Origin of the sequence: Nocardioides sp. J54, assembly GCF_000519005.1 — a bacterium.
In the GTDB taxonomy this organism is placed as follows: Bacteria; Actinomycetota; Actinomycetes; order Propionibacteriales; family Nocardioidaceae; genus Nocardioides.
In genome coordinates, this window is record NZ_JAER01000016.1 from 90,233 (window position 1) to 101,800 (window position 11,568).

The 11,568-nt window shown below is 72.6% G+C and carries 11 protein-coding genes; 1 reads left to right on the forward strand and 10 read right to left on the reverse strand.

Annotated elements, in window-relative coordinates; all coding sequences use genetic code 11:
- Nucleotides 1–12: 12 nt before the first annotated feature.
- The 10 genes from dprA to rplS form a co-directional block, all read right to left on the reverse strand.
- Nucleotides 13–1,143 carry a DNA-processing protein DprA gene (gene dprA, locus NOCJ54_RS0112905; protein ID WP_028655830.1) on the reverse strand — a complete coding sequence of 377 codons (1,131 nt, stop codon included), beginning with the start codon at nt 1,141–1,143 and terminating at the stop codon, nt 13–15.
- Entirely contained in the window at nt 1,140–2,747 is a 1,608-nt protein-coding gene (locus tag NOCJ54_RS0112910; protein WP_028655831.1) for a YifB family Mg chelatase-like AAA ATPase, read from the reverse strand. The genes dprA and NOCJ54_RS0112910 overlap by 4 nt, the downstream gene beginning before the upstream one ends.
- Nucleotides 2,747–3,115 (reverse strand): YraN family protein, encoded by a 369-nt coding sequence (locus tag NOCJ54_RS0112915; RefSeq protein WP_028655832.1) that lies wholly within the window; start codon nt 3,113–3,115, stop codon nt 2,747–2,749. The genes NOCJ54_RS0112910 and NOCJ54_RS0112915 overlap by 1 nt, the downstream gene beginning before the upstream one ends.
- A 128-nt stretch (nt 3,116–3,243) precedes the next feature.
- Nucleotides 3,244–4,839 carry a pilus assembly protein TadG-related protein gene (locus NOCJ54_RS0112920; RefSeq protein ID WP_028655833.1) on the reverse strand — a complete coding sequence of 532 codons (1,596 nt, stop codon included), beginning with the start codon at nt 4,837–4,839 and terminating at the stop codon, nt 3,244–3,246.
- Nucleotides 4,839–5,465, reverse strand: coding sequence for a TadE/TadG family type IV pilus assembly protein (locus NOCJ54_RS29925; RefSeq protein ID WP_084255157.1), 627 nt, complete (start codon nt 5,463–5,465; stop codon nt 4,839–4,841). The genes NOCJ54_RS0112920 and NOCJ54_RS29925 overlap by 1 nt, the downstream gene beginning before the upstream one ends.
- Nucleotides 5,462–7,219, reverse strand: coding sequence for a pilus assembly protein TadG-related protein (locus tag NOCJ54_RS0112930; RefSeq protein WP_028655835.1), 1,758 nt, complete (start codon nt 7,217–7,219; stop codon nt 5,462–5,464). Before NOCJ54_RS0112930 ends, NOCJ54_RS29925 begins: the two co-directional genes overlap by 4 nt.
- A gap of 138 nt (nt 7,220–7,357) precedes the next feature.
- The gene (locus tag NOCJ54_RS0112935) at nt 7,358–7,666 is read right to left on the reverse strand and encodes a DUF2469 domain-containing protein (protein WP_028655836.1); all 309 of its coding nucleotides are present in this window, start codon (nt 7,664–7,666) and stop codon (nt 7,358–7,360) included.
- Between the two features lie 10 nt (nt 7,667–7,676).
- On the reverse strand, nt 7,677–8,363 hold the full coding sequence (locus tag NOCJ54_RS0112940) for a ribonuclease HII (RefSeq protein WP_028655837.1): 687 nt from the start codon (nt 8,361–8,363) through the stop codon (nt 7,677–7,679).
- A gap of 12 nt (nt 8,364–8,375) precedes the next feature.
- Nucleotides 8,376–9,248, reverse strand: coding sequence for a signal peptidase I (gene lepB / locus NOCJ54_RS25635; protein WP_051485807.1), 873 nt, complete (start codon nt 9,246–9,248; stop codon nt 8,376–8,378).
- 94 nt (nt 9,249–9,342) lie between these two features.
- A complete protein-coding gene (rplS, locus tag NOCJ54_RS0112950) occupies nt 9,343–9,705 on the reverse strand; it encodes a 50S ribosomal protein L19 (protein WP_028655838.1) in 363 nt (120 codons plus the stop codon).
- 176 nt (nt 9,706–9,881) lie between these two features.
- Here rplS and NOCJ54_RS0112955 point away from each other — a divergent pair, with 176 nt between their 5' ends.
- Nucleotides 9,882–11,114, forward strand: a complete 1,233-nt coding sequence (locus NOCJ54_RS0112955; protein ID WP_028655839.1) for a Fic family protein — start codon at nt 9,882–9,884, stop codon at nt 11,112–11,114.
- The last annotated feature ends 454 nt before the right edge of the window (nt 11,115–11,568 follow it).

The following is an 11,568-nucleotide window of genomic DNA, read 5'->3' on the forward strand; positions in this document are numbered from 1 at the left end:
GCCGGAACCGGCTCACCGACGCCCGCGCTCGGTGAGTCGCCAGCCGGTCGGCAGCTGCTCGACGAGCCCCTCGGACGCGAGCGCGCGCAGGACCTGGTCGACCTCCGCGACGCCCAGGCCCGCGACCCGGGCGACCGACGCGGACGGCGCCGGGGCCGACGTGGGCACGGCGTCCACGACCTGGCGGGCCCGCACGCTGAGCCGGTCGCGGGGCGCCTCGGGTGCCCGGGGCTCGTCGACCAGCGCCTCCCCCGCCGCCCCGACGAGCTCGAGCACGTCGGCACCGCCGGTGACCAGCGCCGCCCCGCCCCGGCGCAGCAGCTGGTGCACACCCTCCGACGACGCACTGGTCAGCGGACCCGGGGTGCCCATCACGACCCGGCTGAGCCTCTCGGCCCAGCTCGCGGTGTTGAGCGCGCCGCTGCGCAGCGCCGCCTCCACGACCACCGTGCCACGGGTGAGCGCGGCGATGAGCCGGTTGCGGGCCAGGAAGCGGATCCGGAAGGGCGCGGACCCCGGGGGCGCCTCCGAGACGATCGCGTGGTGCTCGGCGAGGTGGTCGAAGAGCGGGCGGTGAGCGGTCGGGTAGACCCGGTCGACCCCGCAGGCGAGCACCGCGACGGTGGGCGCCCCGGCGCTGAGCGCGCCGCGGTGGGCGGCGTAGTCGATGCCGAAGGCCCCGCCGCTGACGACCGCCCGCCCCGCGGCGCCGACGACGGCGGCCACGTCACCGGCGACCTCGTCACCGTAGGTGGTCGAGGTGCGGGACCCGACGACCGCGACCGCCCCGGCGAGCTGGTCGAGCCTCCCCGGACCGCGGACCCACAGGCCGACCGGGACGTCGCCGCGCTCGTGGAGGGCGCCCGCGCCGGCGAGGTCGTCGAGCTGGTCGGGCCACTCCTCGTCCCCGGGGACGACGAAGCGGATCCCCCTGGCCGCGGCCCGCTCGAGCACCCGGGCGGGGTCGACGGTGGCGAGCCGGGCGGCCGCCGCGGTGAACGACTCACGCAGGTCGGCGTGGTCGCGGAGCACCGCCAGGAACTCCCCCGGGCCGAGCTGCCTGGCCAGGCCGAGGGCACGAAGGTCGCCGGGCTCGGCGACGAGGCTGATCGTCGCGCGCGCCAGCCGCTCGTCCTCGCTCATGCCGCGCCCTCCACGCCACGCACGGTGCTCAGGTCGAGGGCCCGCCCCATCCGCAGCCGTAGGGCGACGTCGACCTCCTCGACACCCGGGGTCACGTCCCGCTCGAGCCGGACGGCGCGGAGGTCGGCCACCGTCCAGGCCAGCCGCTGCACGCGCACCGCACCCCGCGCGCTCAGCCGACCGCCGTGCGTCTCCTTGTCGATCAGCCGCCGCGCCTCCTCCGCGACCGGCCAGGTGTCCTTGAGGCGCGGGCTCGGCACCTGTGCGTTGAGGCGCCAGCCGTGCTCGGCGAACCGCTCCCGTTGTCGGGCCCGCGCCGCGGCGACCCGCTCGCGGACGGCCGCGGACGGCTCGGCCGGCTGGAACGGGTCGTGGCTCGACGGCGATGCCGGCCGGACGTGGCGCAGCACGTCGATCCGGTCGGCGATCGGCCCGGACAGCCGCGCCTGGTAGCGCCGCCGGACCGGGTCGGGGCAGCTGCAGCGGTTGGTGCGGTTGTTGGCGGTGTAGTTGCCGCACGGGCACGGGTTGCTCGCGACGACCAGCATCCCGCCGGCCGGCAGGGTGACCGACTCGTCGCGGCGCGCGATCGTGATGTCGCCGCTCTCCAGCGGCTGGCGCAGCGCCTCGATCACGTCGGCGCGGAAGAGCGGGAACTCGTCGAGGAAGAGGACTCCGCAGTGCGCCCGCGAGATCTCGCCGGGGTGGACCCGGCCGTGGCCGCCGCCGATCACGCTCACCTTGCTGGCGTCGTGGTGCGGCGCGGCGAAGGGTGGCCGGACGACCATCCCGGAGGACGGGTCGAGGACGCCGGCGAGCGAGTGCAGCGCGGTCAGCTCGAGGGACTCCTCGGGCGTGAGGTCGGGCAGGATCGTCGGCAGCCGCTCGGCGAGGCTGGTCTTCCCGCAGCCCTTGGCGCCGGACAGCATCAGGGCGTGCCCGCCGGCGGCGGCCACCTCGGCGGCGTACTTCTCGTCGAGCATGCCGCGCAGGTCGGCGAGGTCGAGGTCGTCGAGCCGGTCGGCACCCCGCCACTGCACCAGGTGCGTGCCGGAGGCCGGGGCGACCGGTGGCGCGTCCGGCAGCGGGTCCCCGACGAGCACGGCGACCACCTGGGCGAGCGAGCGGACGCCGATCACGGTCAGGTCCGGCACCATCCGCGCCTCCTCGACCTGCGGCTCCGGAACGACCACCCGGCGCACCCCACCGGCGGCGGCCGCCATCACCATTGGCAGGACCCCGACCGCCGGGCGGAGGCAGCCCGCGAGGGTCAGCTCGCCGATGAACGCGGTCCTGTCGACCTGGCGGTGCTCGACCTGGCCGGTCGCGGCCAGCACCGTCACCGCCATGGCGAGGTCGAAGTGGGTGCCGGACTTGGGCAGGTCGGCCGGCGACAGCAGGATCGTCGTCCGTTGCGCCGCGGGCCAGGTGAGGTCGCTGTTGACGACGGCCATCCGCACCCGGTCCAGGCCCTCGCGCAGCGCCGCGCCCGCGCGTCCGACGACCACGACGTCGGCCTTCCCCGGCGACACGTCGACCTGGACGTCGACCAGGTGACCGCGGGCCCCGTCGAGGGCCACGCAGCGGGTCGTCGCGAACGCCATCAGAGGAGCCCGGCGACGTGCTCGAGGGTGGGCGCGCCGCGGCGGCGCAGCATCACCGCGACCAGGTCGACCCGGATGCCGTCCGGCGTCACGTCGTGCTCGGCGGCCCAGCGCTCGCCGAGCCGCTTGAGCCGCTCGAGCTTCTCGTCGGTGACCGCCTCGTGAGGCGTGCCGGCGACGAGGCTGGTGCGGGTCTTCACCTCGCACACCACGAGGGTGGTGCCGTCGCGGGCGACGATGTCGACCTCGCCCTCGGCGCACCGCCAGTTCCGCTCGAGCACGGTCATGCCGAGCTCCACGAGGTGGCGGGCGGCCCGGCCCTCGCCGTACGCCCCGATCGCCTTGCGGGCCTGCGCAGTCGTCGTCATGCCCGCCAGCGTCACGCCGACCGGCGACGACGGGACAGGACCACGAGCCGCGCCTGTGGACGACGGGCGTCGTCCACAGGCAGCAGCGCGTGGGCGGGACGCTCAGTGCACCCGCGTGACGGGTGGGGTCAGCCGACCAGCTTCGGCGAGTCGCACTTCGGGGTGCGGAACTTGTAGATGTCCGCGCCGCTGAGGTCGATGCCGAGCGCGTTGAGCAACGGGCTGAGCAGCACCGTGTCCAGGCTCTGGATCAGCGGGTTCACCAGCCCGGACAGCAGCCCGTTGATGATCGGGCCGAGGACCACACCGACGGGGAGCCCGATCAGCTTGATGGCGTTGGTGTTCACGGTCAGCACCGGGAGGCCGCCGGTCCCCGAGCCGATCGTGTTCGGGATGTCGTAGTCGCCGTCCTTGGTGATCTCGATGTTCGCCACCCCCGAGGTCGTGGTCGACCCCTTGATGGTGATCGGGCCACCCACGACCGGGATGCCGAGCAGGTAGACGGTGATCTCGAGCTTCAGGTCGACGTCGAGCAGGCCGTCGGAGACCCGGATGCTCAGCCCGGTGTTCGGCGAGCAGCGGACGTCGGTCAACGCCCCCTTGGCCGACGCGACCTTGACCGAGCCGCTGAGGCTGATGTCGGTCTTCCCGACCAGCGCGAGGTCCAGCTTGAGCGCGTTCGCCGACAGGTTGACCTGGATCTGGCTCGACTCGGCGGTGACCTGGTTCTTCCGACCGCAGGCCAGACGAGGCGCCTCGATGGCCGAGAGGCTCACACCGACGTTGGCCAGCGGTCCGAGGTTCACGGCCGCCTGCGGGATCGTGAGTGCGTTCTGCCCGGTGGCAGCGGCGGCTGCGGCCGTGACCAGGTCGAGCAGGTTGAGCCCCGCGTCGAGGCCCGTGGAGCCGCCGGTGCCGAGGTCGATCAGGTCCCCGGCGTTGAGCTTGACGTCCTCCAGGCCGACCGCGATCGACTGCAGGAGGCCGACGTACGCGGCGTGACCCTGCTGGGCCAGCACCTCGGCGGTGGCCAGGTAGAAGTCGGCGAGGCTGAGCAGCTGGCCGCCCTCGACCAGGGCGCCGAGCGTGCCGGCGCCGACCTTGGCGCCGAGCAGGTCGAGCAGCTGGATGTCGGCGTTGGCGAGGCCGTTGTAGTCGATCGCGCCGACGTTGACGTTGCTGCCCAGTGCGCCCAGCAGCGGGCCGAGGATGGGCGAGGCGCCGGTGTTGACGCGCGCGGCGTAGGACCCGATCGAGAAGCAGGCGCCGCCCTCGGACTGCGCGACGGCGGTACGACGTGCGTCGCCGGTCGCGACGCCCGTGATCCCGTCGAACGCGAAGTCGACGGAGGTGTCGGCAATGACGCGCACGGCGTTCGGAACCTCGCCGCTCGCGACCGGCACGAACTCGCCGTCGACGAGCTTGCCGAGGTCCCAGCTCAGGTCCGGCGCAGCGCCGACGGTGTCGTCGTTGCGGGCCACGCTCTTGGCCATCTCGGTGTCCATGGTGGCGGCGAGGGCACCCCGGGTGCGCCCGTCGAGGTTGCGGGCGAGGTCGAGCGCGACGACGTCGGCCAGGGCCTGCATGTCGCGGCGGGCGGTGCGCTGCATGCCGAGGTCGACCGCGAACGCGGAGATCACGAGCAGCACGAGCGTCAGCCCGACGCCCATGACGACGGCGACGACGCCGCGCTCGTCCCGGGCGCGGCGGAGCCGGCGCTCCATCAGCTGACCCTCGCGACGGCGCTGTACTTCAGGTTGTCGGGCAGCACGATGCCCATGCCGGGCACCGGCAGCAGCGGGCTGCCGTCGTAGTCGTAGTTGATCGTCACGGTGACGCAGCGGACCGAGGCGGCCTCGCCGGCACAGGTCGCGACGTCGACCGCGCACGACCCGGCGGGGTCACCGTTGCGGCTGAGCGAATTGCCGCTGCAGGTGACGCCGTAGCTGTCCAGTGCGTCGTTGAGCGCCGCGAGCGCCGCAGGCACCTGGTCGGCGTCACGCTGGGCGACCGCGGCCGCGCGGGCGCCCTCGGCGGCGGCCTGGCTGATGGCCTGGCGGAAGCTCAGCATGTAGCCGTAGCTGATGATGCCGAAGACCAGGAGCAGCAGGATCGGCATGATCAGCGCGAACTCGACCGCGGCGGCACCCCTCTCGTGCCCTCGTGCACGCGCACGAGCGCGCCCCCACAGCACTACACGCCTCATCGGCCGGCCTCCCCGCCTCAAGCTCCCATGACGCCCCCGAGTGGCGATGTCCGGAGGATAGTGTTCGCGTTCACAACGAGGGAACGAATCCCGGGTAACTCTGCCCGGCCGGGGGATTTCGCCTAGTCCTTTAGTACTAGTCATCCCACGAGGCGCGGAGTCGCGCAGGTGACGCCCACGGCGTACACGTCGGCGCCGGCGAGGCGCAGGCCCACCATCCGCGCGACGGGGCCGATGAACTGCTGGTTGATGTTCTCGACGAGCGGCGTCAGCGTCTTCTCCACGAATCCCTTCCCCGACGTGGTGAGCACCTCGAGGATCGGGCCGGTGATCGCGGTGACGGCGGGCAGCTGGGCCACCTGGCCGTTGAACTTCACCGACGTGACCGTCGGGACGATGGAGGCCACGTCGAGGGTCATCGCCGAACCGACGGAGACGGGGGTCTCGTCGTTCGGGGGCAGGCGCAGGTCGGCACGACCGCCGCCGCCGCTGCTCGACGTGCCGATGGTGAGCCGGACCTCGACCTCGAGCGAGATCTTGCTGCCGAGGTCGAGGATGTTGCCGAGCAGGTTGGTCAGGACGCTCGTCAGGCCCAGGCCGAGCAGGTTGGAGAGCTTCACGTCGGCGGCGACCGAGACGTCCGCGTGCAGCTGGTACGACGCCAGCCCGCTCGCGACCTGCACGCTGAACGTCGCGGGGTCGACTGCCGACCCGTCGCCGCAGTGCACCTGCGGCGGCGAGACCAGCCGGCCGGTGCCGCTGCCGGCCACGACCTCGAGGGAGCCGCTCCCCTTCGGGGTCTGCAGGGTGCCCAGGCCCGGGATGTTGAGGCTGGGCATGTTCGTGAACTTGATGCCGAGCGTGCCGTCGAGCTGGGCGGTGTCCGCGACGGCCTGGGCGGAGTTCGGCACGCCGCAGGCGAGCTCGGCGGCGGCGACGAGGGTGATGCCGCCGGTGAACTGGAACCCGACGCCGGGGACCCCGCCCTGGATGTTCGGCACGCCGATGAAGTGCTCGCCGTCGGAGAGCCGGGCCGAGGCGACGAGGTCGAGCACGTCGAGGTCGATCCCGAGGGCCGCACGGTCGGTGGGGGCGACGTTGAGGACGTCACCGAGGGAGATGGTGCCGACCGACGCGGTGACGGCGGAGGACGCGATGCGGTGCAGCGCGGTGATGGCGACCGCGTTGTCCTCCGGCTCGTTCGAGAGCGCCTCGATCGTGGCGAGCACCAGCTCGGCGTACGTGATGGTGCCGCCGAGCAGGCGCTCCGGGCTGCCGATGACCGTCGTGGCGGCGAGGTCGAGGAGGCGCACGTCGGCGAGCGCGAGGCCGCGGTAGCCGACGAGGTCGAGGTTGACGCCCAGCAGGTCGTTGAGCGGGGCGAGCACGGTGCTGTCACCGCTGCGGATCGCCGCGACGAAGGACCCGAGCCGGAAGCAGGCGGTCGATGAGCTCTCGGCGGCCGCGGTGCGGGTGGCCTCCCCGGACTCGTCGCCGGTGATCGAGGCGAACGCGAAGGCCACCTCGGTGTGGGCCACGACCCGGACCGCCGACGGGACGCCGGAGCTCATCTGCTGGAAGCCCGAGGTGTCCATGTGGCCGACCTCGTAGTCGAGGTCGGCCCCCTCGCCGACGATGTCGGCGTTGCGCGCGGCGCTCTCGGCCAGCACCTCGTCCAGCACCGGCGTGAGCTCCGCGACGGTGCGGCCGTCGAGCTCGCGGGCGAGGTCGAGCGCGACCAGGTCGGCGACGGCCTGCATGTCGGCGCGGGCGACCCGCTGGAGCCCGATGTCGACGACGAAGGCGGAGCCGACCATGAGGACTGCCGTCACCACGACCATGACGAGCGTGACCGCTCCCCGCTGGTCGTCGCGGGCACAGCCGCGCCGGTGCCACATGGCGCCCTCCCCCGATGCCGTGTCGCAGCAGGGCCGACCGGTGCCGGCCCTGACATACATGGATCGGCCTGGAGGGGCCTGCGCGCAAGTCCCGGGGGCGGAATCGGGACGTTCGTCCCGGGGGATCCGTCCGTTCGGTCAGCTCTTGGGGAGCTCGATGTCCGAGGTGGCGAGCTCCTCGACGTTGACGTCCTTGAAGGTCAGCACCTTCACGTTCTTCGCGAACCGGGCGGGGCGGTACATGTCCCACACCCAGGCATCGGCGATGGTCACCTCGAAGAAGACGTCCGTGCCCTCGGAGCGCGCCTTCACGTCGACCGAGTTGCACAGGTAGAACCGGCGGTCGGTCTCGACGACGTACTTGAAGATGCCGACGACGTCGCGGTACTCCCGGTAGAGGTTCAGCTCCTGCTCGGTCTCGTACTTCTCGAGGTCCTCGGCGCTCACGTGGCCGACTCTAGCCGTCCTCCGCCACCGCGGCCGGGAGCGGCTCCAGCCCGGCCGCGCGTCGCACGTTGACGAAGCGCATCCGGTGCACCGGCGAGGGCCCGTGCTGCTCGAGCGCGGCGGTGTGGGTGGCGGTGATGTAGCCCTTGTGGGTCTTGAAGTCGTACTCCGGCCACTGCTCGTCGAGCTCGAGCATGAGCCGGTCGCGGGTCACCTTCGCGAGCACCGACGCGGCGGCCACGCAGGCCGCCACCCGGTCGCCCTTCCAGACGGCCAGGCCGGGGGCACCGAGCCCGTCGACCGGGAACCCGTCGGTCAGCACGTACGACGGCGCGACGGCCAGCTTCGCGACGGCGCGCCGCAGCGCCTCGACGTTGGCGACGTGCATGCCGAGCCGGTCGCACTCCTCGTGCGGGATGACCACGACCGACCAGGCGACGGCGCGCTTGACGATCTGCTCGTAGCACCGCTCCCGCGACGCGGCGGTCAGCAGCTTGGAGTCGGCGAGGCCGGGCACGATCCCGGCCTTGCCGGGCGGCAGGATCGCGGCGCCGGCCACCAGCGGGCCCGCGCAGGCCCCGCGGCCGGCCTCGTCCACGCCGGCGACAGGCTCGAGGCCGTGGCGACGCAGGGCACGCTCGTAGCCGTAGATGCCGGCGTCGCGTCGTACCGTCGCTCCCCGGGGCAGCGTCGTCACGTGCCCACCCCGCTAGCTCCGGCCCAGCGCGTCGACCTTCTCGGCCTTCTCGACCAGGTCGGCGGGCGGGGCGTCGGGGACGTCGGCGAAGGCCTCGGGGCGGCTGATCCAGCGCCAGCGGTCGCGCGGCCAGATCAGCGTGAAGACCTTGCCCACCACCAGGTCGGTGTCGACCCAGGGGCTCTGGGTGCACGGGTCCTCGTCGGCGCTGCACAGGTGGGCGCGGGAGTCGGCGGAGTGGCCGCGGTTGTCGCCGAGGACCAGCAGCTTGCCGACCGGGATCGGCCCGATGGTCCAGCTGCACGGCCGGGCCAGCGCCGAGCCGCGCTCGGTGACCCAGTCCTCGACCGGCGCGGTGCAGCTGCCCGGGTCGGGGCCGAGGTAGTCCGACTCGTCGATGGCCTTGCCGTTCACCGAGAGCCGGCCCTGCTCGTCGCAGCACACGACGATGTCGCCCTCGGTGCCGATCACGCGCTTCACGAGGTGGCCGCCGGTCGGGTAGAGCCCGACCTTCGACAACAGGCTGGCGAGGCCGGTGGGGCCGGCGGAGTCGGCCGGCCCGAGCCACTCGCCCGGGTCCTCGAAGACGACGACGTCGCCGCGCTGCGGGCTGCCGCCGAACCAGTAGGACACCTTCTGGACCAGGATCCGGTCGTTCTCGACCAGGCCGGGCTCCATCGACTCCGAGGGGATGTAGAACGCCTGGACGAAGAACGCCTTGATCACGATGGCGAGGCCGAGGGCGACGGCGAGCAGCAGGATGCTCTCCTGCCACACGGGCAGGTGCTTGCGGGTCGCTGCGTGGCTGCGTCGGGACCCGCTGCCCTCGCTGGCCGGGGCGTCCTCGGGGCGCTCCGGGGAGCCGTCGGTCTCGTCGGTCGTCACGAAGGTCGAGTCTAGGCAGGCCGGCCCCGTGAGATGCACGAAGGCCCGACCGGAACCGGTCGGGCCTTCGTGGAGCGCTTCGTCGAGCGGAGGCTCAGACCTCGCGACGCTCCTTGATCTTGGCGGCCTTGCCGCGCAGGTTGCGCAGGTAGTACAGCTTCGAGCGGCGCACGTCACCGTAGGTGACGACCTCGATCTTCTCGAAGATCGGCGAGTGGAGCGGGAAGGTCCGCTCGACACCGACGCCGAAGGAGACCTTGCGAACGGTGAAGGTGCGACCGACGCCCGAGCCGTGGACGCGGATGACGACGCCCTGGAAGACCTGGACGCGGGACCGGTTGCCCTCGACGACCTTCACGTGCACCTTGACGGTGTCACCGGCGCGGAAGTCGGGGATGTCGTCGCGCTTGGCAGCGTTGCCGAGCTCGGTGACCAGGGCAGGACTGGGGTTGCTCATGATTCTCCTCGCGAGTGCCACAGGTCAGCCGCGGTAGTAGTGGATCGAGGTGGTGCGCGGTCGACGGTTCCCCTGTGGCAGAAGCGTCCGCGACACCGACAGAGAATCCTCGCACAGTGACCACGACCACCGGAAATCCGGACGGGCGGACCGCCGGGTGCTGCCAGACTGGTGCCATGACCGCGCCCGGGGACGACGCGACGCCCCTCGACTGGGAACCGCACCGGTACGAGATCCGCCCCTGGCGCCAGCGGATCATCCGCGGGCCGGCCGCCGACCGCAAGCTGCGGGAGGTCACCGTCTCGCTGCCGCCGTTCATCCGCGACCTCGAGCTGCCGCTCGACCGCACGCTCGGCGCCATGACGGCCGCGAGCGCCGGCGACCTGAGCCACCTCGACCTGGTCCACGGCCGCACCCTCAGCGCCCTCAACCACCTCCAGCTGCGCACCGAGGCGGTCGACTCCTCCAAGATCGAGAACGTCGACGCCAGCCTCGCCGACTACGGCCGCGCCCTGCTCGGCGTCGGCGCCAACGCCTCCGCGGTATCGATGGCCTCGGCCACCCGCGCGCTGGCGACGATGATCACCGACGCGGACTCCCACCGCGCCGTACGACGCGAGGCGATCATCACCGCGCACCGCGAGCTGTTCCGCCGCCACCCCGACGAGGCGCACCGCGCGGGTCAGCTGCGGACCACGCAGAACTGGGTCGGCGGCAGCGACTACTCCCCCATCGGCGCCCTCCACGTGCCCCCGCCGCCGGAGACCGTCGACGCCTACCTCGACGACCTGTTCGCCTTCGCCAACCGCGAGGACATCCCGGCCGTCGCCCAGGCCGCGATCGTGCACGCCCAGTTCGAGTCGATCCACCCGTTCATCGACGGCAACGGCCGGATCGGCCGCACCCTGATCCACGCCGTGCTCCGCCGGCGCCGCTCGACCCGCCACCTGACGGTCCCGATCGCCTCCGCCCTCGTCGCGCACCGCGAGACCTACTTCGACGCGCTCAACGACTACCGCGACGGCCGCGCCCGCACGATCATCGCGATGATGGCCACCGCCGTCCGGATCGCCACCGCCGAGTCCTGGACCACCGCGAAGAACGTCCAGGAGGTCCGCGAGCGCTGGGGCGCCACCGTCCCCGAGGCCCGCCCCGGCCAGCCCCTCTTCCGCCTCCTCGACCTGCTCACCGAGGAGCCGATCATCAACGCCGACCTCGTCGCCTCCCGCCTCCGCCTCCCCGAGGCCGACGCCCAGGACGCCGTCGACCGCGCCACCGCCGCCAAGATCCTCACCCGCGCCCGCCGCTCCCGGAAGGCCCCGGTCTGGCTCGCCCAGGACGTGCTCCACGAGGTGGAAGACCTGAGTGCGCGGATCCAGGCCTCTGCGCGGAGGTTGCGGAAGGACTGAGCGCTGCGGGTGCGTAGGCGCCTGATCTCCGCGCGCTGCGGTTGCGTAGCCGGTGCGGTTCCGAAAGGCAGCGACAAGGGAGTACGGCGGGTGGCTGGGTCCGCCTGTCGGCTTGCAGTTCCGTAGGTGGAGATGCCATTGGTCCCAGCGGGCTGCGGTTGCGTAGCCGGTACAGCTGCGAAAGGCAGCGACGAGGAGGCTGGGTGGATGGTCGAGGCCGGCGGTCGGCTTGCGGTTGCGTAGGTGCCTGATCTGCGCGGGTTGCGGTTGCGTAGCCGGCACAGCTCCGAAAGGCAGCGACGAGGGGATACCGCGGGTGGCTGGGTTCGACAGTCGGCTTGAGGTCCCGTAGGCGACGCCAGCTCCCGGTGGTTGAGGTGCGACGAGCGCTAGCGAGGAGCCTCGAAACCACCGGGCCTTGAAGCCGGATTGTGGATACAGAATCGGGAGAATC